General features: G+C 57.2%; 25 protein-coding genes and 1 tRNA gene. 11 read left to right on the top strand and 15 right to left on the bottom strand.

Features of this window, described 5'->3' with window-relative positions:
• Window positions 1–148 precede the first annotated feature (148 nt).
• Entirely contained in the window at window positions 149–979 is an 831-nt protein-coding gene (locus NW842_RS10380) for a DUF1350 family protein (protein WP_414399561.1), read from the top strand.
• Between the two features lie 315 nt (window positions 980–1,294).
• Here NW842_RS10380 and NW842_RS10375 read toward each other — a convergent pair whose 3' ends face one another.
• Window positions 1,295–1,543: a hypothetical protein gene (locus NW842_RS10375; protein WP_011433446.1), complete on the bottom strand. Its 249-nt coding sequence runs from the start codon at window positions 1,541–1,543 to the stop codon at window positions 1,295–1,297.
• 82 nt (window positions 1,544–1,625) lie between these two features.
• Here NW842_RS10375 and NW842_RS10370 point away from each other — a divergent pair, with 82 nt between their 5' ends.
• Window positions 1,626–2,006, top strand: a complete 381-nt coding sequence (locus tag NW842_RS10370; RefSeq protein ID WP_414417979.1) for an Npun_F0494 family protein — start codon at window positions 1,626–1,628, stop codon at window positions 2,004–2,006.
• A gap of 49 nt (window positions 2,007–2,055) precedes the next feature.
• Entirely contained in the window at window positions 2,056–2,295 is a 240-nt protein-coding gene (locus tag NW842_RS10365; protein ID WP_148202739.1) for a hypothetical protein, read from the top strand.
• A 114-nt stretch (window positions 2,296–2,409) separates the two neighbouring features.
• Here NW842_RS10365 and NW842_RS10360 read toward each other — a convergent pair whose 3' ends face one another.
• From NW842_RS10360 to NW842_RS10345, 4 genes are all read right to left on the bottom strand, one after another.
• Window positions 2,410–3,441, bottom strand: coding sequence for a hypothetical protein (locus NW842_RS10360; protein ID WP_414417978.1), 1,032 nt, complete (start codon window positions 3,439–3,441; stop codon window positions 2,410–2,412).
• Window positions 3,442–3,798: 357 nt separating this feature from the next.
• Window positions 3,799–4,911: a bifunctional diaminohydroxyphosphoribosylaminopyrimidine deaminase/5-amino-6-(5-phosphoribosylamino)uracil reductase RibD gene (gene ribD / locus NW842_RS10355; RefSeq protein ID WP_414417977.1), complete on the bottom strand. Its 1,113-nt coding sequence runs from the start codon at window positions 4,909–4,911 to the stop codon at window positions 3,799–3,801.
• Between the two features lie 26 nt (window positions 4,912–4,937).
• On the bottom strand, window positions 4,938–5,132 hold the full coding sequence (locus tag NW842_RS10350) for a hypothetical protein (RefSeq protein ID WP_011433441.1): 195 nt from the start codon (window positions 5,130–5,132) through the stop codon (window positions 4,938–4,940).
• Window positions 5,129–5,401: a hypothetical protein gene (locus NW842_RS10345; protein ID WP_414417976.1), complete on the bottom strand. Its 273-nt coding sequence runs from the start codon at window positions 5,399–5,401 to the stop codon at window positions 5,129–5,131. The genes NW842_RS10350 and NW842_RS10345 overlap by 4 nt, the downstream gene beginning before the upstream one ends.
• Window positions 5,402–5,763: 362 nt before the next feature.
• On the opposite strand from NW842_RS10345, the gene ppc reads away from it, so the two are divergent.
• Window positions 5,764–8,700, top strand: coding sequence for a phosphoenolpyruvate carboxylase (ppc, locus tag NW842_RS10340; RefSeq protein WP_414417975.1), 2,937 nt, complete (start codon window positions 5,764–5,766; stop codon window positions 8,698–8,700).
• A gap of 62 nt (window positions 8,701–8,762) precedes the next feature.
• Here ppc and NW842_RS10335 read toward each other — a convergent pair whose 3' ends face one another.
• The gene (locus NW842_RS10335) at window positions 8,763–9,569 is read right to left on the bottom strand and encodes a Ycf66 family protein (RefSeq protein WP_414373436.1); all 807 of its coding nucleotides are present in this window, start codon (window positions 9,567–9,569) and stop codon (window positions 8,763–8,765) included.
• Between the two features lie 181 nt (window positions 9,570–9,750).
• Between NW842_RS10335 and NW842_RS10330 the strand changes: the two genes are divergently transcribed.
• A complete protein-coding gene (locus NW842_RS10330) occupies window positions 9,751–10,152 on the top strand; it encodes a hypothetical protein (RefSeq protein ID WP_414417974.1) in 402 nt (133 codons plus the stop codon).
• 384 nt (window positions 10,153–10,536) lie between these two features.
• On the opposite strand, the gene aroH is transcribed toward NW842_RS10330, so the two are convergent.
• From aroH to NW842_RS10300, 6 genes are all read right to left on the bottom strand, one after another.
• A complete protein-coding gene (gene aroH, locus NW842_RS10325) occupies window positions 10,537–10,911 on the bottom strand; it encodes a chorismate mutase (protein ID WP_414343779.1) in 375 nt (124 codons plus the stop codon).
• 103 nt (window positions 10,912–11,014) lie between these two features.
• The gene (locus NW842_RS10320; RefSeq protein WP_414417973.1) at window positions 11,015–11,701 is read right to left on the bottom strand and encodes a V4R domain-containing protein; all 687 of its coding nucleotides are present in this window, start codon (window positions 11,699–11,701) and stop codon (window positions 11,015–11,017) included.
• Window positions 11,702–11,970: 269 nt separating this feature from the next.
• Window positions 11,971–12,429: a hypothetical protein gene (locus NW842_RS10315; RefSeq protein WP_414417972.1), complete on the bottom strand. Its 459-nt coding sequence runs from the start codon at window positions 12,427–12,429 to the stop codon at window positions 11,971–11,973.
• A gap of 36 nt (window positions 12,430–12,465) precedes the next feature.
• Window positions 12,466–12,717 (bottom strand): hypothetical protein, encoded by a 252-nt coding sequence (locus NW842_RS10310; protein ID WP_414417971.1) that lies wholly within the window; start codon window positions 12,715–12,717, stop codon window positions 12,466–12,468.
• Window positions 12,714–13,397 (bottom strand): V4R domain-containing protein, encoded by a 684-nt coding sequence (locus NW842_RS10305; RefSeq protein WP_414417970.1) that lies wholly within the window; start codon window positions 13,395–13,397, stop codon window positions 12,714–12,716. The genes NW842_RS10310 and NW842_RS10305 overlap by 4 nt, the downstream gene beginning before the upstream one ends.
• A 323-nt stretch (window positions 13,398–13,720) precedes the next feature.
• Entirely contained in the window at window positions 13,721–14,041 is a 321-nt protein-coding gene (locus NW842_RS10300) for an Hfq-related RNA-binding protein (protein ID WP_414417969.1), read from the bottom strand.
• Between the two features lie 304 nt (window positions 14,042–14,345).
• Here NW842_RS10300 and gvpA point away from each other — a divergent pair, with 304 nt between their 5' ends.
• The 6 genes from gvpA (at window position 14,346) to msrP (ending at window position 18,984) form a co-directional block, all read left to right on the top strand.
• Complete coding sequence (gvpA, locus tag NW842_RS10295) at window positions 14,346–14,564, top strand: gas vesicle structural protein GvpA (RefSeq protein ID WP_011429717.1); 219 nt, start codon at window positions 14,346–14,348, stop codon at window positions 14,562–14,564.
• A 289-nt stretch (window positions 14,565–14,853) separates the two neighbouring features.
• Complete coding sequence (gene gvpC / locus NW842_RS10290; RefSeq protein WP_011433427.1) at window positions 14,854–15,870, top strand: gas vesicle protein GvpC; 1,017 nt, start codon at window positions 14,854–14,856, stop codon at window positions 15,868–15,870.
• Between the two features lie 79 nt (window positions 15,871–15,949).
• Complete coding sequence (gene gvpN / locus NW842_RS10285) at window positions 15,950–16,834, top strand: gas vesicle protein GvpN (protein WP_011433426.1); 885 nt, start codon at window positions 15,950–15,952, stop codon at window positions 16,832–16,834.
• Between the two features lie 32 nt (window positions 16,835–16,866).
• Window positions 16,867–17,211 carry a gas vesicle protein gene (locus tag NW842_RS10280; protein ID WP_414417968.1) on the top strand — a complete coding sequence of 115 codons (345 nt, stop codon included), beginning with the start codon at window positions 16,867–16,869 and terminating at the stop codon, window positions 17,209–17,211.
• A 72-nt stretch (window positions 17,212–17,283) separates the two neighbouring features.
• A complete protein-coding gene (locus NW842_RS10275; protein ID WP_414408152.1) occupies window positions 17,284–17,703 on the top strand; it encodes an LptA/OstA family protein in 420 nt (139 codons plus the stop codon).
• Between the two features lie 324 nt (window positions 17,704–18,027).
• Complete coding sequence (gene msrP, locus NW842_RS10270; RefSeq protein WP_414343713.1) at window positions 18,028–18,984, top strand: protein-methionine-sulfoxide reductase catalytic subunit MsrP; 957 nt, start codon at window positions 18,028–18,030, stop codon at window positions 18,982–18,984.
• Window positions 18,985–19,001: 17 nt separating this feature from the next.
• Here the strand turns inward: msrP and NW842_RS10265 are convergent.
• From NW842_RS10265 to NW842_RS10255, 3 genes are all read right to left on the bottom strand, one after another.
• Window positions 19,002–19,075, bottom strand: a tRNA-Arg gene (locus tag NW842_RS10265).
• Window positions 19,076–19,087: 12 nt separating this feature from the next.
• Window positions 19,088–19,729, bottom strand: a complete 642-nt coding sequence (locus NW842_RS10260) for a ribonuclease HII (protein WP_414373426.1) — start codon at window positions 19,727–19,729, stop codon at window positions 19,088–19,090.
• A gap of 35 nt (window positions 19,730–19,764) precedes the next feature.
• On the bottom strand, window positions 19,765–21,936 hold the full coding sequence (locus NW842_RS10255; protein WP_414373423.1) for an Rne/Rng family ribonuclease: 2,172 nt from the start codon (window positions 21,934–21,936) through the stop codon (window positions 19,765–19,767).
• Between the last annotated feature and the right edge of the window lie 790 nt (window positions 21,937–22,726).

Here is a 22,726-nt window from a genome sequence, read left to right as displayed (position 1 = left end):
ATCCCCATGTCTGGGCAAGATGTCCATTAGGATGAGTTCCAGGGGCTGGCCAGCGCGGGGAACCGGCGTAAAGTGGGCAAAGTGGGATCTGCCGAGCGCTGGGTTATGGGGAAAGCTTCAACAAACTCGCAGGCGAGGTTGCAACACCATGGCACCAACTTGGCAAACCGATGGGCATACTTGGTTCCTTCTGCCCCCTCAACCCCGCGCCGTCGTTCACTTTCTGGGTGGAGCTTTTGTGGGAGCTGCCCCGCAAGTGTTCTACAGCCGCCTGCTGGAAGAACTGGCCCGTATGGGCATGGCCGTTGTTGCCACCCCCTACACCACCGATATCGATCACGCCCAACTGGCGCTCAACGCAGCCCAATCTTTGCACAGAAGCCTGCAAAGCAAGGGTTTGCTGGAGTTGCCCCTGTTTGGTTTGGGTCATAGCCTGGGCTGTAAGTTGCAGATCCTCTCTTGTCTAGCCGTTCCTTCTCTGGGATCCCAGCGGCGAGGCAATATTTTCCTGGCCTACAGCAATGCCGGGCTAGATCGGGCTTTGCCATTGCTGCGGCTGTTGGCCCAAGCTTGGCCTCAACAACAGCTTGCCGATCTGTGGCGGATGTGGATGGGATCCTCCTCGCCGCCTGTGAACCTGTGGTTGGAGTTCGAGCCTTCCCCAGCAGAAACCAACCGCTTAATTGAGGAGCAGTATCCGGTTAGACACAACCTGCTCGTAGAATTTCGACAGGATGATATTGACGACATTCCTCTGCTCTACCAACAGCTTTGCCGCAAGTATCAAGGCCACACCGAGTGGCAGCATCTCGAGGGGGATCACCTCACTCCACTGGGTTTTAGCTATCCTTTCCAAGTCGGGGAGGAGTTCAGCCCCATCGATGCTTTTGGACAGTTGATCTACCAGAACCTACTGGCCCCCAACCACCAAATGATCCGAAGCATCCGAGCCTGGCTGGCAACCCAATTGGCCCATTGACATTCTTCCCACGGCTCAAGTCAACGGATTTTTTCACAGCTTGCAGGATTTCTCCCGCTCACTGTTGGCAAGCGGGCGGCAGGTCTTGCTACTCCATCCTTGCGGATGCAGGAGGATGCCATAACCCCAGATACTTTGGCCTTCCATTTCAAACTAGATTGAAACACTCCCTAAGCGTTCTCCGCTGCCGCCCTACCCCCAGCAAGAGAGGGGAGCTAGATGGAAATGTTTCATTCCGGCTTAAAACGACTATAAAAGCTGCGTCACAACCTCGCTAGCGGAGCTACTGCATTGGTGTAGCTCATGACCGCCCATTTACTGATCAAGCCAGCTCAAATCGGAGAGCAGATCTTGAGAGTAGGAAGAGGGGGACTGCGCTTGCAGATGAAACAACATCTGAAGGGTATCGCTCATCAGAAAGTAACAGGTCAAGACGCCGCCGGCAGCCACAGCCACCAGTGTCCCTGCCAACATGCGCGAGAACTCCTGACTCTGAAAAGCCTGCTCCATCAAGCGCAGCGCCCAGAATCCCAGGAGGACAACAATGGCAAGGATGATCAACATATCGTAATTTATTGTAACAAGCCTGCTGCTCAACGGCCATTGACAGAATTGAATAAGAACATAAGGACTCCCCTTGTCCCTCATGCTCCATGACTCTGAGTCAGTGTACAGAAGGGCTTGGCGTGCCTGGATTTGCAGCCCTTTTCGGTTGCCCTTGCTGCAGGCCATGAGCACAAAAGGGATCCCGCCGGCAAAGATTGCAGGTTGGGCGGGCGTTCAAGCGGGCTACACCCGGCGTCCTTTATCGGAAATGCGGGCGGATCAGGAGCTGATGTGGCTGATTCAGGTGGGGCTGTTGCGGCGGGAAGTGGATGGGCAGGGGATCACCGACCGGTACCGTCTGGCACCTCTGGGTCGGCAGTTGTTGCAAGATCTGGAGAGGGATGAAACTTTTGCCGGGATCTCGGCAAGCTGGGCAGACCGCCTGCGCAATAGGCTGACCCGCTGGCGGCTGCTTCCCTGAGGATCCCCTACACTGGATCCAACATTCAACGCCGCTCTCGAGGGGGGATATGGTACGGCCAAGGTTGATGCGTGTGCCCGGATCCCTGGCACTCCAACGTCCACTCCAAACCTCTCTGCAGCGGCGCAGCCAAGCGATTAACCGGCGCAGCAAATCTATCTACCGCAAAACCCGCTCCCTCTACCGACGCAACTTGCCCCTTTACCTGCGCAATTTGCTGTTGCAATACCGCACCAGCCTTATCTACAACCTCAAAGCCAGGCCTGTCAGCAGAACCCGTCGAGGATAGCAAGCCCCCCTCTGGATCCCAGCACAACAGTCTTCACCCCGTCGGAGTTGGTGATGGAGATTGTCCACCCCCAAGCCTGTGTAACCCCGTAGGAGGGGTACTTCTTGCAGGAGACTATTGGATTGTGAAGCGGCCAATTCCTACCTTCTCGCCGTTGACATGAATCTCGACGCGGTAGCGCCCGGTGTAGGGTTGGCTGAAGCTCAGAAAGCCTCGCACGGTATCGGCCAAGGGATCCCAGGGAACATCGAGCTTGCGGATTAGTTGCTCGCCCCCAGCTTCTCCGCCCTCGTAGTACCAGAGCATCTCCACCTTGGCGTTGGCAGGAAGGTTGCCCACCGGCAAGATGGCCCAGATCAAGGTGTCAGTGGTCTTGAACTCGGTTGTGGCCTCGCCAGGGCTGCCGTCCCCCCGACCTCGGTACAGGCCGATTGTCTTCAGCCCCGCCCCTTTGGGGATCTCTCCGCTGTAGGCACGGGCATCTGCTTGCGCTTCCTGACCTAGGCGATCCAGCTCAGCCAGCAAATCTTCCTGCTGCTTCAGGGCATCGGTTGCTTCCTGCAGCCACCGGGCGATCTGCCGCTCTGCGGTTGGGGCTTCCGAAACCGGGGAAGAAGGCTGTGCAATCGCCCCGCTGAGGTTGCGAATGGGAAAACCCTGAGCTGTCCCCACCTCGCTGCCCAGTAAGTTCAGCCAGCGGCTTCGCACTTCGGACGTCATCTCTGGCTTTGCGGCATAGGCAATGCGCACACTGCCGCTTGGGCCTCGGGTGATCCGGCCAATCTCATGTTCCTCAACTCCACTCACCGTTCCACGGCAACCAGCACTGCGGAACTCGTAGAGCACATCTTCTTCGCTCTCCCGATGGAACTCCCAAGTCGTTTGGGGGCAGTTGGCCAGGATGTTGTCCCGCATGTGGTTGGCGAGAAAGCGCGGCGATCCCTCGACATGAACGTCCATGACGGAGAGCATCTCTCTCCAAGAGGCCAAGCTCTCTCCGGGCCGTGTGAGAAGGGTTAGAGTAACCCCTTCTAGGACTTGATGATCGGCGAAAACCCACTCCCCTGGATCCCCCTCGATGACGACGTTTCCCGATGGGCTGAGGAAAGCGGATGCAAACAGCAGGCTGGCAAAAAGATTCAACACAATGCCCTTCCTTATCCTGGGATTTGTACTTGAAAATGAGATAGGACGACTTTCAAGCCGCTCACTGGGCAAGCAAAGAAGGGCTGGACAAAGAGGCTAGAGTCTTCGTCGTTGCCGTTTGCAAGGCTCACCTCAGGAAAATCTCGATAGATCCCTACAGCTTGATTTTGCTGACCTTACCAAAACGTCAATTGACCCCCCCAAAACATTGACCAGCCTAGCACAATTGAGCTCAATTCTGAACCCCACTTTGCAGAAATGCCGTGTTTTTCTGATGAGTATATCCATTTACATTGAACAGATATCAGCCTGTTCGTTCAGAAATCTGAAGCTCCCTGTATGGCAATCGAAAGCTGGTCACTTTAGTAGGTTACTGTGGCCAACTGAAGAGGAGATCTTTCCGATGATCAACCAGTTATCCCCCAAGGTCTCCAGCCGGGGCTCCACCAGTTGCCAGCTTTGGTTGACATCAGGGATCCCCTCGCCTGCTACCGGGGTTGGCGCAGCGGCTCCGCCTAGGATCTTGGGAGCGATGAAGGCGGCTACTTTCTGGATCGCCCCATCTTTGAGGGCTGCCCAGGCCAGCGTACCCCCGCATTCCCAGAGGGCGCTCAGACACCCCCGCTGAAAGAGCACTTGTGCCACCCGCGAGGGGGTTACCTGGGGCAGATGCAGCAGTTCTACCCCCTGCTTGGCCAGGGATCCCCACAAAGGATGGGTTGCCACAGCTTCTGTGATCACCAACGTCGGCGCTTCTTCCACCTGCCACAGATGGGCAGAAGGGGGCAGGTTCAGAGAACGGCTGAGAACAACCCGCAACGGCTGGGATCCCTGCAACTCCGCCAGGCGACAGGTGAGGCGCGGATTATCCTGCCAAACGGTTCGGGATCCCACAATCACCGCATCGTGCCAGGCCCGCTGTTGGTGAACCCATTGCCGCGCCAGAGGGTTGCTGATCCAGCGGCTGTGGCCGGTGGCGGCGGCGCTCTTGCCATCCAGGGTCATGGCGTATTTCAGCAGACCAAGGCACTGCTTCTGCACAATGGCAAAGGCAAACCCCTCGTTCAGCTCCTGGCACTTCTGCTCCAGCACTCCCACCGTCACGTCGATCCCCGCCTCCTGCAGGCGTCGGATCCCTTTGCCGGCCACCAAGGGATTGGGATCCTGCATCCCCACCACAACCCGCCGGATCCCGGCGGCCAGGATGGCCTCGGTACAAGGGGGAGTGCGCCCATAGTGGTTGCAGGGCTCCAGGTTGACGTAGAGCGTTGCGCCTCTGGCCAGGGATCCCGCCTGTTGCAGAGCCAACACCTCGGCATGAGGCTGCCCTGCCCCCGGATGAATGCCTTCTCCCACCACCCGATCCTCCTGCACGATCACGCAGCCCACCCGTGGATTGGGAGAGGGACGCTGAGGTGTGGAACGGGCCAGGGATAGACACCGTTCCATCCACTGCTGATCCGAAATCATAAAATGGGCATCCGCTCCAGAGCGGCTCAAGCCGGTGACAAGGCTGCCAACTTGCGGTTGAAAGCTGCAATTGCCTTGGATTCTAGCTCTGCCACCTGCAATGCGTAGTCGCGGGCACGGGCCTTTTGTTCGTTGCTGACAATCTCTCCCGAACGCAGGCGATCCAACAAATCGAAGGGATCCAACACCTCATCCATCGGGAAGCGGCCCAGATGAATCATGATCGGCAGGCATATTCTTCGCCAAGAATCAGAGCGGAAGTGAGCGTGGGTGATTCCCTCTCTCCCAGCTTGAGGGTGGGACGAGCCTTGCGGCCAACCACCACCTGGCGATGGGTCTCGATCACTGCTCTGGCCCGATCCAGATCTTGATTTTTCCAATCCACGGCCAGCCTGAGGCGATGGGCGATGAAATCCGAAGTGGCGATGTAGAGCAGAGAAGGATCAAAGCATAAACCCGCGTCTGGGCAGTTGACGCCACCGTTGCACAAAACGCCAGGAAGGTGATCCCCGCCTCCACCACCGTGGTCACCCCTGAGCGGATCCCCGCCTCATCCGCCGGCAGACAAAAATCCCCCACCGACGTGAAAACCCAGTTGCCCGATTTTGTCCAATCCCTGGTCGGGATCCAGCAGATGTGCGTTGATAAACAGGGTGGCAGCCACCAGAACTCCTGCCAACAAGGCATTAGACCGGTATTGCGGCAAGGTAAAACACTTTTTTCTTGCAATTTGTAGGCTCAACTACAAAATCCGACGCGGAGAAGACCGCAATCTGAGCGTGATACCTGCTACATCTGCCGTTTCGACAAACAGGCTCTAATATTGGGATGGTTATTCTAGGAGCTGCCTTCATGACCTCTTCCCCCCACCTGACCGCTGCAGAGGGGGCAGCGGGTTCTGCCAACGGGCTGAAGGAGGCATCCCTGTTTGGGGAACGGGATCCCTTGGCCCATTCCCTTCAAGTCAACGAAGCCTTCAACCGCAGGAACAACCTGTTGAACCGTCGCCTGCAATTGGTGGAAGAACTCTGGGAATCGGTGATCCTGCAGGAGTGCGGTCAGTCTCTGGTGGATCTGTTGCAGCGACTGCGTTCCATGTGTTCCCCAGAAGGACAAGCCCTGGAGTACCCGATCCCAGAGGTACTACAAATTATCGAGTACCTCAGCCTCGACGCCACCATCCAAACGGCACGGGCCTTTGCCCTCTTCTTCCAGTTGATCAACATTGTTGAACAGCACTACGAACGGGCAGAAGACTCGGACATGCGCATGGTGGATAGCCAACAACGTACCGTGCGAGAAAACGAAAAATTTGAACGGCTGTTCCCTTACCTGCGGGCTCAAGGGGTGCCGCCGGGCCTACTGCGCAGATTGCTGGAGCAGTTGCACATTCGCATGGTTTTTACCGCCCACCCCACCGAGATCGTCCGCCACACCATTCGCGAGAAGCAACGGGCCTTCTCTCGCTTGCTCAGCCAACTGGATTGGGCAGAACAAACCCAGCCTTTGCAGGCCCAGATGATAAAAGAACAGATGGCGGAAGAAGTCTTGCTTTGGTGGCGTACCGACGAGTTGCATCAGTCCAAGCCGACTGTTTTGAACGAAGTCGATTACACCTTGCACTATTTTGAAGAGGTGTTGTTTCAGGCCATCCCCCTGCTGCACGAGTACCTCAGCCGCAGCTTGAAAAAGGCTTTTCCCAGCGTCGAGCCGCCGCCGGCAGGATTTTGCAACTTCGGCTCATGGGTAGGCGGGGATCGGGATGGCAACCCTTCCGTTACCGCCGATGTGACTTGGCAAACGGCCCGCTATCAGCGCAACCTCATCCTGGGCAAGTACATCGAATCGGTGAAGGCTCTCACCAAAACCTTGAGCATTTCCCTGCATTGGGGGGATGTGGACAGCCAACTGCTGGATGCCCTTGAGCAGGATCACCGCCTCATGCCCGAGGTTTACGAATCGTTTTCGCTGCAATATCGCCAGGAGCCTTACCGCCTCAAGCTCAGCTACATTCAGCGGCGGCTGGAGTTGACGCGGGAGCGCAACCGCAACTTGGCCGACTCCGCTTGTTTGCCCACCCCTCCCCCTGTGGACAACGCCTATGCCAACGCGGAAGAATTCCTGGCCGACTTGCAGCTTATCCAGAAAAGCTTGAAAAACAGCGGCCTTTCCTGCCGTCAGTTGGATCATCTCATTCAACAGGTACAGGTGTTTGGCTTTCACCTGGCCCATCTGGATATCCGCCAAGACAGCAGCTACCACGAAGCCGCTCTCACGGAGATTTTCGAGTACTTGCGCATTTTGCCGCGTCCCTACAACGAGATGACGGAAGAGGAAAAAACCGCCTTTCTCCTGCAGGAGCTACAAACACGTCGGCCTCTGATACCGCTGGAGATCGCCTTTTCCGAGAAAACGGCAGAGCTGATCGCCACCTTTCGCACCCTGCGCCGCATGCAGCAGGAATTCGGCTTGGCCATTTGCCAAACCTATGTGATCAGCATGAGCCGCCAGTTGAGCGACCTGTTGGAGGTGCTGCTGATGGCCAAGGAGGTGGGGCTCTACGATCCCATTAGCGGTCGCGGATCCCTGGCGGTGGTGCCGCTGTTTGAGACCGTCGAAGACCTGAAGCGGGCCCCGGAAGTTTTGCGGCAGTTGCTGGAGATCCCTTTCTATCGCCAGTACTTGGCTCAGCAGGGAAATCTGCAGGAGGTGATGCTGGGCTACTCCGACAGCAACAAAGATTCCGGCTTTTTGAGCAGCAACTGGGAGATTTACAAAGCTCAACAACGCCTGCAGACGGTGGCCGAATCCTATGGCGTGAAGCTGCAAATCTTCCATGGCCGGGGTGGTTCGGTGGGCCGTGGGGGGGGCCCGGCTTACGAGGCCATCTTGGCTCAGCCAGGGCGCAGTGTGGGGGGCCGCATCAAAATTACCGAACAGGGAGAGGTGCTGGCCTCTAAGTATTCCCTCCAAGATCTGGCCATTTTTAACCTAGAAACCGTTACCAGCGCTGTGATCCAGGCCAGCCTGCTGCGCACCTACCCCAACGACCTGCACGAGTGGTCGCGCCTAATGGAATCCTTGGCGGATCGCTCCCGGCAGGTGTATCGCAACCTGGTCTATGAGCAGGAAGGTTTTGTGGAGTTTTTCCACGAGGTCACCCCCATTGAAGAGATCAGCCAACTGCAGATCAGCTCCCGTCCTGCCCGCCGCAGCGGCAGCCAGAAGGATATTGGATCCCTGCGGGCCATTCCCTGGGTATTTAGTTGGACGCAAAGCCGCTTTCTCCTGCCGGCCTGGTATGGAGTTGGCACCGCCCTACAGGAATACGTGGCCAAGGGCGAGCACAACCTCAACCACCTGCAGCACCTGTATCGCGAATGGCCTTTCTTCCGCATGGTGATCTCCAAAGTGGAGATGACCTTGGCCAAGGTGGATTTGCAAATAGCGCGTCACTACGTGCGGGAGATGAGCTCTCCAGAACGTCTAGAGCGGGCGATGGAGCTGTTTGAGTGTATTGCCCAAGAAATGCACCGCACCCGCACAATAGTGCTGCAGATTACGGGTCACAGCGAACTGTTGGAGAACGACCCTTATTTGAAGCGCTCGGTGCAGTTGCGCAACCGCTCTATTGTGCCCCTCGGCTTTATCCAAGTCTCCCTCCTCAAGCGCCTGCGAGAGCATCAGGGATCCCGCACCGGACGAACACGCTACGACCGAGCTGAACTTCTGCGTGGAGCTTTACTTACCATTAACGGCATTGCCGCCGGGATGCGCAACACAGGCTGAGGGATCCGACTAATTGACCCTGGCGCTGCTTCTATCAAGTTCAGATCGGCATTGAGAGCCTATCAGAACAGATCGTCATCATACTCTTCTGGCTCCACCTCTACTGGCTCTACTTCGACAACGCGGCGGGAAGGACGGCGGGGGGGTTCATCTGCGTAGCTTTCCCCTTGGTCTTGGGGCAGCCGTGGGGGACGGCGGCGGGTAGCTGTACCTGTGCTGCGCTCTTCCTGCACATCCACATCCTCTGGATACTCTTCGGTGGCAGGACGACGGGGGCGGCGGGCCTCTGGCGGCGGTGCTGGTTCATCGTAGTCCGTATCCTGACGCGGGCGGACCCCTGGCTCCTCGTAATACTCATCCCCTTCGGGTCGGCGGCGGGGACGCACACGGGTATCGCTGGTCAGTTGGGGCCGCGGGCGACGGCTAGGATCTTCACCACTGCGCCCAGGAATGGAGCGACTGTAAGAGGATGTATCGCGGATACGGGATCCCTCAGCCCGGGTGGAAACCGTGCGCCCTTGGGCATAGCCGCCCGGTGGATAGGTGCGGACAAAGCCTTGCCGCCGAGTAGTCGGACGAGCCCCGCCCACCTGCCGTGCCTTTTCACTCAAGAGGATGCGCAACCGGAAAGTTTCGAGGGCAAACCAGCCGGCCATCACCGCCAACAGCACCTGGGCAAAGAACAGCAACGGAATGAGCCGCTGACCTTCCAAGAGCAAACAGACGGAATAGATCAGGCCCATCGTGGCAAAAATCACGTCGTACTCAGCGGAGGCCTCGCGCTTGATGAACCGAACCGCGAAGATGGCTCCACTGGCAATCGCCACCAGCGCTGCCATCAAAAAGTAGGGGCTTTGGGTGAGAAACATGCCAGGGATCCCTAAACGATGAAGACGGGAGAGCGTTGAGCCTTATCCATTCCACAGCCGATCCTAGCATTGATCCTCCTGGTGGCACGGACAACAAAACCCAGGTTTGGGTGTAGGGACGGGATCCCTCTTCAATAAAAGGGATCGGTGCTAAAATCGGCAGCATCTTCCTGCATGTTCCATGCTGTATCTGGCACGGGTACACAAAAAAAGTCTCTTCGGCCAGGGGGAGCTGCAGCTCTTGGCCCGGCAGGCCGAGGGTGGGGTTTGGACGCCGCTGCGCCAGCCAGAATGGGTCACCTGCAAAGAGGCTGGCCCTTACAACATTGGGGTGTTGCTGCTGGTTGAGCTTTCAGAAGAGCGGCAGGTGCAGCGGGTGGAAGAGGCAGCCATGAAGCTGGTGGAGATGCTGCACAACCTATCCCGAACCCACAGTCTGGTGGATCTGTCGGAGATTGAAAGCTGGCGGCAATCCTTGACTCGGCAAAGCCAAGAGCTGAGCCGTCGCGAAGCAGAGGTGGCCGCTCGCCAAGAGCAACTGCAACAGTGGGAAAACCGTCTGCGAGAAAAGCTGTCTCCTTGAGCTCTCAGATCTACTCTTATCTTAAGTAGAGTCATTTTAAGCTAATTGAGAAGCCCCCCAAGTGCTCTGTGCCGCTGCCATCACCCCATCTCCCAAAAAGAAAGGGGAGCTGGATGGAAATGTTTCATACCTGTTTAAAATGACTGTAAGTCCAAGTAAGTCTATGAGTGAATCTGGATGTTCTGCGCCTTCCCAAATCAGTAGTGATACGACCCGGATCAACTTGAGTTAAGCCATTCTTTTCCCCCAGAATAAGCGGGGCAAATCCGGGATCCATCATGCCCCATGTTGCCCATGGCAACAGACTGTCCCACCTCCAGTGTAGAAATCCCCTGACTTTAGTCGGTGAGAGTGTCAACCCTGTGCTGGTGCTGTATGGATCGATCAAACAGTGCTGAGATCTGGCCTTAACTCGCGGGCACCTCGCAGATAAACATGCTGCATGTCCGCTTGAGCAAGTGGAGTATTCAACTGGATCAAAACCCGAATGCAACGGGGTAAGTCGCTGCTCACCTCCATCTGTTGTACATCCAACAGAGGCACCGACTCCCAACCGGGGCGACGACGAGCAAACTGGGCGGGAAAAGCTGCATTTAAATCAGGGGTAACGGAAAAAATAACGCTGACCAACTCAGCCGGATCGAGGGCGTTGCGGTGCTCTAGCGTATCCAGCAGCTCAGCCACCGCCGCGCCAATGGCCTCGGCACTGTTTGTAGGTACGGTGATGGCTCCCCGAATTGCTCTGACTCGCCACCCCAATGGCCACACCCTCGCGCGCTTGAGCTCGCCTTGCTTCCAGAAAATTATACAGACTCATCCCTGTTGGGATCCCATCCCTCTGGAGGAAACCGGCTCCTGTCACCTATCTGGGTTGCAGGAGCTTTTCCAGGATCTGCTCATGGTTGAGGCCAGAGTCCACCCAGGCTTCTCCTTCTTTGAGGCGGGCGGCAGCGGTCACGACAAACAAATTGCTCTCTGCTCCCAAAGCCTCGCTGGCAGTTTGCACGCAGAGCAAATCCTGGCCGGTTAGCTGGCTAAACCAGGTGGCCAACAGCCCTGCCTCCAAAAAGCCCATCGGACGCTTGAAATGGGGAGGGGTGACAGCAGCGAAGGGAGAATTGCGAATCGACACCACCAGGACTCCCTGATCTTTGTAAGTCCAGTCGATCTCGATCAATCCCCAGCCATGAGCTTTCCAGGCTTGTCTCAGACTTTGCAGAAAGGTGCCCATCTCTAGCTCGGCCAAAGGCTTCTGGTAGTAGTCGGAGAGTTCTTGGGCAAAACGGCGGAAAAACTCCTTGCCCCACATCCGACCACAGTTGCGCAATACCAAACGAGCAGCCTGGCCAGTCTCGTATTCCAGGCCCGTGTAGATGCCCCGCAGCAATGCCTCTGGAAGGGCCAAGAGACGCTCACCGTGGCGACTTTCCAGCAAGCCGGATTCCAAATCGCTTCGCAGATAGGCGCTGGGTGCATAGTAGTTGGCCAAAACAGGCGTATAGGGATCAAAGGTGACTGAGCCATTGGAGATAGAGCTGGTGCCGTTCATAAGGGATCCCCTGGTTATCCAATCCAAGTCGTTATTGAGCTTTAAGCATCCAAATAGGAGCAGGGTGCAGTTGACAGTTCGTTGGTTGTTGAGCTGGGAGAACGGTTGTTTACGCTCCAAATCTTATGGCGATCCCTCCAGCAATTGAATACCCCTTGGGCAGATTTACTACAACGCTAACATTAACTCCAACGACACTGAAGTCTCCGGCTAGTTGAGATAGAGCGCTCTAGCACCGAAAAATGCAAAAAGCAAAAAAGTATCTAGCTCTAAAACAGCAAGGCCACCTGTACCTGGGTGATCAAAGGGCGGATAAACTCCAACTCTCCAGGAGCCAAATGGTCTCTCAGCTCTTGCTGGAAAATCCGATAGGCAACCTCATAAACCCTCTGCAGCCCGTACAGGCGCACCTCTTCCTCCATCCACTCGAGCAGCCGCTCTTTCAGGAGGTTTTCGTCCTGCAGCAGCATGGCCATAGCGCTGTGACGCAGCAACAACAACAGGTGCCGCCGACACAGATCCAACACTTGGGGGGAAAGGTCGGGCATCTCTTTTTGCAGGGCATTCAGGGTTTGGCTCACCACCTGGCTCTCCCGTTCCCGCAAAACTCGGTACACATGTTGTCGTTTTGGCCAGCCGAGAACATAGGCCTTCAGATGCTCCAGCTCCTCTGGCTTGAGGTAGCGGGCTTCCGACTCGATCAGCATCTGCTCCAAGGGGCTTACCATCTCGCTTCTTCCGGATGTCAGTGGGTGCTAGGAGACTCAAAACAAGCTGAACAGATCTGCCAAGGTGATCTGTTCTTCTGCCGGCTCGGGTTCTGGTGCTGCCGACAGGGATCCCAGAGAATGCGCAGCCAAACTCAGGGGATCCCCGGCCCAGGGGATGGAGCCAAAATGCTCCTGCACTTGCAGAAAAGGCATCGGCAGAGTGCGCCTCTGTAGGGGGCGGTTATCCCAATTTAGACGGGCAAAAAAGCTTTGCACCGAATCTTCTAAAGCAATCTTCCAGGTCATGCCTTGGCTACTCCCTGGCCTGAACGCAATTTTTGGGCAATTTCGCTGGCACTGGCCCCTTCGTTTAGCCAGAAGGCAGCCGCATCGATGCGATCTTTGCTGCCGAGCAAAAACTTGCAGTAGCTTTCTCCCATGGAGTAGCACTGGATCTCGATGGAGTTCAGTTGCCGTTCCACCATGGTGCTAAAAAAGCCGGCAAACAATCCGGCGTAAAGATGACAGACAGGTTTGCCCACATCCCCCAGGGTGCGGGCCACGGCGGAGTCAAAGAGGTTGATGAAAATAAACCCTTGCCGCCGACTCTCGGTCTCCACCTCCCAGCGCCCCCATCCTTGCGAGGTCAGAGGCCACCACCAGGTTTCCAAGAGAAACATGAGATTACTCTGCTTGGGGTGGCGCCGATATTCCTCCTCAAACCAGCGGGAAAAATGGAGGGCATCGTTGCGTCCCCACTCTCGGCCAATAGTGTACATCAGAGAAGCCGAGGCATCTCCCACTTCTTCCTCCAGGCCCTGCTGTAAACCCAGGATAAAGTCTTCGCTCACCAAGACATTGCGGGCGCCCGTCCAGTCCACAAGGGATCCCTGGGAGAGGTCAAAGCGAAAAAAGTCTTCGCGGCTGTAGTGGTTATGCCGTTGGGCGGCAGGCTGAAGAGGTATCTCAATGGGGGCAGTCGTCATGGTTGGGTGAGGAGAGATCAGATTTTTTAACACTCCTTATCATACCCTTCTTAATTGGCATTTTTACCAAAAAACTGGGTCTAAAGCCTCGTCCTCAAGGCCTACGGCCCGCTGACGCAGTTGCAACAGCGTTGCGGAGCAATGGGGGACGGCTTTGGGATAGACTCAGGGCGACGGCAGGGTAGTCAACCGCTCCAAAAACCCAGCAGGAGTGGGTCAACTGGAGAAAACTGCCCTCAGAGGGAGACAGAAAAGCCCTGAGTTGTTGTAAAGATTTATTCAAAAATTGGGAAGAAGAGCTGTACAGGGATCCGGAGCAGTACTTAAGACTGAGGCCTGACCTTGATGAAAGCAATGGCAGACCGCCACAGCAGCGACTCCCGCCCCTCGGCATCGGCCAAACAGAGGCAATCGGGATCCTGCCAGCGCAACTGGCCGACAAAGACATCCCCCGTACTGAGCTTAATTTCGAAGGTTTCTCGATCCTTGATCCCCTTCTGCAGGCGACGCACGCTCGGGATCCCGGTGTTGAAATCGGTCACGACAGCCCTATCAGCCAGCGAGAAACGGTATGTCAGCAAGCCCACTGCCCCCAGTATAGGGGATCCCTGCCGCTTCCCACTGCCCCTCCACCACACTTCCACAACTTGGGCTCAAAACTCGCCCTCATCTTTGCCCATTTTTTCTGCTGGCGAGTACTATGTAGGGGGGATGGCGCTTAGAAAAGCGGTAAACCTTTCGAGTTTGCCGTCTTTTTTAAGCGAATCTACGGGGGTTCTCCCCGAAAAAAGCCAGCACAATAGGGCTAGGGTGATAGAGGGTGCGGCTGTCGCCCTAGGGAAGGTGAATCCTCAGCTGGGATCCCTTCTACATGCCATTTTGCCGCCGAGTTGTCTGTCCTTTTCAACCCTCATCAGTATCAGCAGTATCAGTGCAGGAGAGATCGTTATGGCAGTAGAGAAAGTGAACTCCTCGTCCAGCTTGGCCGAAGTGATCGATCGCATCTTGGATAAAGGTATCGTGGTCGATGCCTGGGTGCGTGTTTCTTTGGTTGGGATCGAGCTGTTGGCCATTGAAGCCCGCGTCGTTGTGGCTTCCGTGGAAACCTACCTGAAGTACGCTGAGGCTGTGGGTCTGACGGCTACTGCTGCTGCTCCTGCCGTCTAAATCTGCCTAACCAAAATCACTCAACCAAGGAAAGTGCCCACAACCCTCTCGCCTTGAGCATCGCAATGGTTGGATGAGTTATGCTCTCTGGGCGGAGGCGTAGGAAGCTAGCCGTCGGAAAGCGAGGCAGGGATCCACCGCCGGTCTCTGCCTTGCTTCTGCGGGTTTTGTTCGAGGATTGAGTCTTGCAGCCGCACTGAGCTACAGGTTGGCAGTGCCATCGAGTTGGGAACAGGCAGAGAAGCTGTATCCACCCAAGCATTGAACACGACGTAAGGGATTGAACACCATGAGTTTGCAGGAACAATGGGCCATAGCTCGCAGCCGGCGGGTGACTCAAAACCGAAGTTTGTTAAGCCGATCCCGGCAGCAGCGCCTAGAGCAGCACCAAGCCCTGATGGTTGAGCTGGGGCAGCGCCGCCAGCAACGACAAGAAGCAATACGGCACCAGACGGAGCAAACCCGCAGCCAATTGCAGAAACTGAGGCAGGAGCGGGCTGTGAGGCGATCCCTGGACGAATGCTCCCGTTCGGAAGCGGCGGCTCAGCGGGCCAAGTCGGTGGCAGAGAGTCTGGCTCGCCTGGAGCAGGAACGAGCTGCTCAATTGGAAGTCAGCCGGCAGCAATTGCAGGCTTTCCGGGCTAACTTGACTGCGGCTGTGGAGCATTTGCTGAGCACCTATACGCAGGCTCGGCAGGCGATGGCCGACAAAACTCAGCAAGCGCGGCAGTCTTTTTGCGCCGATTTGCGGCAGTGGGTGCAGGCTCTCCGGCAAATGGCTCGACAGGAGCTGGCTCAGATGGCCCAGGAACAGCAAGCTCAGGCGCAGGCCCTACGGAGATCCCTGGCCACTTTCCGGGCGGAGTTGCATAAGCAGGTGTGGGGCAATGGGATCCCTGACCTCATCCCAGAACCTGAAGTCTCCACTTCCAGTGCAAGCTCTAACAGTGCCGTTGCGACTGCCGGTGAGACTGCTTCCGACTCAACGCCTGTAGCCGAAGGTCAAACCCCGGTGGAGCCGTCCGCCCCGGTCTCTGTTTCCCAACCCCCAGGGGGTTTGACAACGCTCGAACCCCCTGAAGTTCCGCCTACTGTTGAGAAACAGGTGGATCCCATCCTTGACTATGTCAACAAGTATGTGAGTGATCTACAAGCGCAGGATCCCAACTTGACCCTGCTGCAGGTAATTGGGGATCGGGAACGGGTGCGGGATTTGTTGGCCCGCGGCGCGGTGGATCTGGGGTTGGATCCCTCGGAAATCTTGGCTACGCTGCGGCGCATGGTGTCGGGGACGGTCGCAGTTTAGTTGTGCCGAGCGCAGGAAGAACATCCGGGCTATAGTCAAGGCAAAGGAGTCTAGGGCAGCAAAGAGGTTGAGTATCTCCATGGCCACGGTTCTGCAGGCGCGTCCCCGCCAGTTCGTGAACACCCCCTACATTGAGCGGATTACCCGCCGCGCTTTGCGCTATTTGCAATCGGGCTTTGCGGTGCATTTGCGGGGGCCTTCGGGTACGGGCAAAACCACTTTGGCGATGCATCTGGCCAGCCTGCTGGGCCGCCCCATCATGCTGATCTATGGGGATGACCGCTTCGATTCTTCCGACCTCATCGGGGGGCGCACCGGTTTTACCCATCGGCGGGTGGTGGACAACTTCATTCACTCGGTGGTGAAGACGGAGGAGGATGTGCAGCAGCGCTGGGTGGATGCCCGCCTCACCTTGGCTTGCCGAGAGGGGTTTACCCTCATCTACGACGAGTTCAATCGCTCCCGCCCTGAGGCCAACAATGCTCTCCTGAGTGCCTTGGAGGAGAGGCTGCTGGTGTTGCCGCCGGACAGCAACCGCTCGGAATATCTGCGGGTGCATCCCCAGTTCCGGGCCATTTTTACCTCTAACCCGGAGGAATATACCGGGGTTCACAGGGCCCAAGATGCGCTGCTGGATCGGATGATCACCATCGATATGGGGGAGCCGGACATCGAGACCGAAAAGGAGATTCTCACCTCGCGAATAGGCTTATCCGGCCCCGACGCCCTCAAGATCGTCCACATTGTGCGGGCTTTTCGCCGCAAGTTGGATCTGACGCGCCACCCCAGCCTGCGCAGTTGTTTGATGATCGGGCGCATTGTCAAGGAACATGAGCTGGCAGTTAGCAAAGAGAATGCCGATTTTCGCGCTTTGTGTGCGGATGTGCTGTTGCCCCGGGCTGGCAAGCGCTATGAAGAGGGATCCCAGCTGCTGAATTATCTGCTAGACCAACTGCCTGGCTGAGTCTTTTGCCTGTTGGTACACTTTGGAGGTCGATGAACTCTGTGCCGATTAGCTCTCAACCCTTGACCACGGCTACTCATGGCTCCTCGCTGGCCGATGTGCTGGAGCGGGTGCTGGACAAGGGCATTGTGATCGCCGGAGACATCACCGTTTCGGTGGGCAATGTGGAGTTGCTGAATGTGCGCATTCGCCTGCTGATTTCTTCGGTGGATAAGGCCAAGGAGATCGGCATCAATTGGTGGGAGTCGGATCCCTACCTCAACAGCCAGGCGCGGGAGCTGCTGGAAGCCAACCGACAGCTCATGCAGCGGGTTGCCGAATTGGAAAGACAGCTTGCCCAAGCTCTGCCCCAGGGGGGAAAGGGAACGGATCAGTAGGCTGCCCCGCCATTATGACCAGGATTGAGAAGCTAGACTGGCTGCTGGGGTGGTTTGACGGGGTGATGGGGCATGACTTTGGAGATAACGCTTGACCGGAAGAGTTGGAAGCGGCTGAAGACACTGGGCTGGGCTGTGGGTGTGGTGCTGGCCCTTGGAATCCCGGCTTGGGGTCAGAATCCCCGTGCCATCAGCATCAGCGCCGATGTGCAGGAGGCCAACGCCAACACAGGGGTTTTTACGGCCATTGGCAATGTCACCCTCAGTTTTCCTGCCGAGCGGCTGACGGCCCGCGCCCAAAGAGCTGTGTATTACAGCCAGGAGCAACGCATTGAGCTGGAGGGCCAAGTCATCATCAACCAAGGGGAAAATCAGTTGCAAGCAGAGAAGGTCATCTACCACATCGACAAGGGCACCATCCAAGCAGTGCCATCGGCAGGGCGGCAGGTGGAGTCTATTTACGTTTTGCCGGAGCCCAGCTCAAGTCCTTAGCTGATCCCCACACTTTTTTCCAGCAGCACGGACTCAGCCAACACGGCTATACCGTGATTTCGTCACCGATCATCCCAGCCTGCAGGGTTTCCCTCACCCCCAACCCCTCTCTCAAAAGGAGAGGGGAGCCAGGGACAGACATAACAAATCGTTTCATTGCTGTTTGAAATGACTACATTTGAAATGACTACACATGGGGCAGCGCTGGAAACGAGCTCGGGGAATGTCGGCTTAGATCCGTTTAGGATGTAGTAATTCATTTAGGATGTAGTAGTTCGGGCGGCAGACTTTTTCCCTGACTCTGAATCAAAGGATGGCTGATGGATGTTCGGGATCCGAGTTCCTCACCCCTGGCAACGAGAGGCACAGGTCACTCCAGAAGAGATGTTTTTCAGCCGGCGGCAATTTCTAGCGCAACTGGGATCCGTTGGGGTGGGAGCCAGTTTTTCTATTTTTGGGTTTGGCAGCAGGGGAGCTGCTCCCTCGGTAGAACGAGAGCTGAGGGGGATCCCACTCAACCCCCACTTTTCGGATGTGGGCAGGCCCGTCACCGAGGAGATTGTAGCTGCTCGTTACAACAACTTTTACGAGTTTGGCTCCGGAAAGCGCGTCTGGCGGGCTGCACAGGCTTTGCCCACGGATCCCTGGACTGTCGAGATTACCGGGCTGGTGCGGCATCCTCAGCGGTTGGGCCTGGAAGATCTGTTTAACTTCCCCCTCGAAGAGCGCATCTATCGCTTTCGCTGTGTGGAAGCCTGGGCGATGGTGGTGCCGTGGTTGGGCTTTCCGATGCGGCTGTTGCTGGAACGGGTGGATCCTTTGCCGACGGCTCGATTTGTCCGCTTCACTTCCTTTTACGATCCGGAAATTATGCCTGGCCCAATCTGGCCCCCCAACTTGCCTTGGCCCTACACGGAAGGGTTGCGGATCGAGGAAATGGCCAACGAGTTGGCCTTTTTTGCCCTCGGCGTTTATGGCAAGCCGTTGCCCAAACAGCACGGAGCGCCAATTCGCATGGTAGTTCCCTGGAAGTATGGCTTTAAGGGGGGAAAATCCATCGTCAAAATCGAGCTTTTGGATCATCAACCCTCTACGTTTTGGAATACCCTCGCCCCTGAGGAGTATGGATTTGAGGCCAATGTGGATCCTAGGGTGCCCCACCCCCGCTGGTCACAGGAGCAGGAAGTCTTGATCGGTTTCGGATCCCGTTCCCAGTGGCAAATCGTTCCCACCTTGCCCTACAACGGGTACGGAGAGTATGTTGCCCACTTATATGGCTGAACTTATATGCCTGAAGACGCCCACGAAAGGATTCGAACCTCCGACACCTGGGACCGGAACCCAGTGCTCTAGTCCACTGAGCTACGTGGGCAATGCAACTGCATTAACCATCATATCTGCTGACTTTCAGTTCTGCCAAGGGGGCAAAGCTGCGGCGGTGCTGCGGGGTGGGCCCCAAGTTCTGCAACGCCAGTCGGTGCTCCCGCGTGCCATAGCCAGCGTTGGTGCGCCAGCCGTAGCCGGGGTACTGCCGATCCCAGCTCTGCATCAAGGCATCTCGCCAGACTTTGGCCACAACTGAAGCGGCGGCAATGGAGAGGCTGATTTGATCCCCCTTGACCAGCGCCGTTTGCCGGGATCCCAGCTCGGCCAGCGGCAATCCATCCAGCAAAATGTGTTCGATTGGATCCAACTTGGCCAAAGCCCGCTGCATGGCTAGCACCGTGGCCTGGCGAATGTTGAGCCGGTCGATCTCAGCAGCAGAGGCACTGCCAATACCCACGGCCAGGGCCACCTGCCGAATCCGTTCCGCCCATTGAGCGCGTTGCTGCGGACGCAGTTGTTTGGAATCCCTCACTCCCTCCAGTGCTTTGGGATCCATCTGGGCGGGCAAAATCACCGCCGCCGCCACCACTGGCCCAGCCAGGGCTCCCCGCCCCACCTCATCCACCCCCGCCACCCGCAGGATCCCCTGCTGCCAAAGGGATCCCTCCCAGATCAAACTCGGCCTTGCCCGCTCCACCATACTCCCATGCCTGCCCCTGGGCTTGAGAGCAGCGCCTAACTGCTGCGGGAGCGCCGTCGCCTGGAGGCTGCTGGAGATTGCTGGGCAGGGCTGATCCCCAGTTCCGCGGCTGGCTCGGCCAAGCTGCTCTGCACTGCTGGCACGAACGATTCAGCAGAAGGGATTTCGGGTTCAGAAAGTTCGGGTGGAGAGAGGTTGTCCAGCAGCTCCTTCTCCTGCAGAGCCTCCGGTTCGGGTGCAAACTCCTCTGTCTGAGAAGTTGCCTCAGTCTCCACCTCTGGGCTACTTTCCACCTCGACAGTTCCCGGCAGAACCACCCTAACCGCCGTGTCTCGGCCCCAAGGCGGCGGCTGGTCAAGCAGCAACAGAGGCGACAGCCCCAACTCCGAGTAGACCCGTTGTTGTAACGGGGTCATCTCCACGGTGACGGTTTGCCGTACCGGAGCCGGACGGCCTTCTGAGGACTCCGTCCCGCTGGCGCGAACGGTGCGGGCTGGGGAAGTGTGATCTTTGCGTGAGGCGGATTCTGCCTCTTCCCCAGGGCCAGAACGGCGGGGTTCTTGACGCTTTAGGTCTGCTCCGCCCCCTGGCAGTTGCATCGGCTCTGGGGCTTCCTCTTCTACAGGAGTATCCAGGCTCCGAGCAACGAGGCGCTGGCCAGTGCGGGGATCCCCCCAGTCTTCACGGGGACGCTTGCGTCCCGTTTCAACCCGTGGCTCTTCCTCCAGATCGTCTGAAGTCGTAAAGGGATCCGGGCTGGGGCGTCGTTGTCCGGGGGCAGATCGCGACCGCCGCAGCAGCGCACGGCTATCGCCTCGAGACAGCCCATCGCTCCCCACTCGCAGGCGCGCCCGTTGGGAGTTGCCATCGCGGGGCAGGATCGGGCCGGCGTCTTCCTCATCCCCTCCTTCCACCTCGGTGGGCAGCGTTACCGTCAGGCCGCTTTCTATTGTTAACAGATGCCCTGGCTCGGCCCCCGGCAAGCGGGCCAGGATCCCCAGCCCCTCACAGGTAGGGCAAGAATGGCCGAAGATCTCATAAAGGCTTTGCCCCTGCCGTTTGCGGGTGAGCTCCACCAGCCCCAATTCCGACAGTTGGACCACCTGTGGGCGAGCTTTGTCGCTGGAGAGGGCCTTGTTAAAATGCTCCAAAACCAGCAACTGGTCGCGGCGGGAATCCATATCGATGAAGTCCACCACAATCACACCGGCAATGTTGCGCAGCCTCAATTGGCGGGCAATCTCGGTAGCCGCCTCACAGTTTGTCCACAGCACTGTCTCCCGAGAAGTGGCCGATTGGGTGAAGGAGCCCGAGTTAACATCAATTACCGTCAGGGCCTCGGTGGGCTCGATGATGATGTAGCCACCAGAGGGCAGATCCACCCGTGGCCGCAGCGCCTGCCGAATAACCGCGTTGACCCGAAAATACTCCAGAATGGGGGTGGGCTCGCGGTGGGCATCGACAACGACACCAGGGGGCATTTGGCCCTTGTTCCAGCCCTGCAGATAGCTACGGACTCGCTTCGCTCCTGCCGCAGAGTCGGTCACAATACGGTTCACATCGTCGGAGTAAACATCCCGCAGCACCCGCTGAATAAAGTCGTCATCCCGGTTGAGTAGCCCCGGCCCCCGTGCTGCCTGATACTGCTGTTGAATATCTTCCCAGAGTTTCTTCAATTGCTCCAGGTCGTCGATCATCGCTTCTTCGGACACACCTTCCGCTTCGGTGCGCACCAACAGGCCCATCTGCGGGGGTTTAATCAAAATGGCCAGCGACTTCAAACGGTTGCGTTCTTCTCGATCCTCGATGCGGCGGGACAGATGAACGCCTTTTCCGTAGGGTCGCAACACCAAATACCGCCCTGGAAAGGCCAAATCTCCGGTAAGCCTTGGCCCTTTGTTGCCGGTAGGCTCTTTCATCACCTGTACCAGCACCTTTTGCTGCGGCAAGACCAGCTCAGAAATCGAGGCATGACTTCGCTTGAGGCGCAGCGGGCCCAGGTCGCTGACGTGGATAAACCCATTGCGCTCTGCAGGGCCGATGTTGACGAAAGCGGCATCGATGCTGGGCAGAACGTTCTCGATGATTCCGACGTAAACGTCTCCCACTTGATGAGCGCCGCTGGCGACGATCAGCTCCTGCACTTGATCTTCGGCGAAGACGGCTGCCACTCGATGTTGCTCGGCAATGACAATCTGCCTGGGCATTAACTTCCCTCCCCGCCCCAAGGGCACGCGGTTACGGGTTGAACCCTCATTCTGGCGAGGTGTTGTCCTTTTGCCGGGATCCGCTTAAGTTTCTTTAACCAGGATCGAGTCGTCATGGGGCTGTCCATTACCCTCAGCTCTGCTTTGACGCTTGGCTTTGTTTCCTCTCCAATGGGTGAGGTGAGTTTAAGTGCATGTGAACTACCCAATGCTGGCTCTGGTGGGTACAGCGGGGGGCTTCTGCTGATTGGAAGGAAAACTCATCGGATGGGATGAATGGATTCGGTGAGGTTTGCATGGAGATTCATGGATGGGCTCAATCGATAGGCTCAGGGAGCAAGACGGCTCCGCCTCGGGAGATCCAACGCTGGCCCATTGCAGAACCCCAGTTGTGCGGCCCAGCCTGTTCGCGAAAGCGTCGCGTAGCGATAGTCCACAACAAGACAGGGTTTGCGCGCGGAAAGAAGCACCTTCTCAGGGTAAAATTTTCTGGTTAGATCTGGGCTAGGTCGAAGAGGCACACTTTTCTGTTGCACCTATCGACTCGACCCCATCACGCCTGTTACCTGCCCTGGGTACTGAGTTAAGAGTGTCTCCATTCCGAAATCCGGCCCAGCTTTTGCCTGCTGCTCACCCCGCCCTTGGTCAAGTTGATGCTTGGCGAGCCCCACAGCGGCAGGAGCCAGCAATAGCAGCATTATAGCGCTTGTGGGATCCCTCAGCCCAGACAGACCCTTAGCCCTTGGGTTGCTCCCAGAGGAAGTGCTCAATCTGGATCGGCTAGGGGGTT

This window comes from Synechococcus sp. R55.4 (assembly GCF_047461935.1).
Classification (GTDB): Bacteria; Cyanobacteriota; Cyanobacteriia; order Thermostichales; family Thermostichaceae; genus Thermostichus.
Note: the sequence above shows the minus strand (reverse complement) of the source record. Positions and strands in the feature narration are given on the sequence as shown.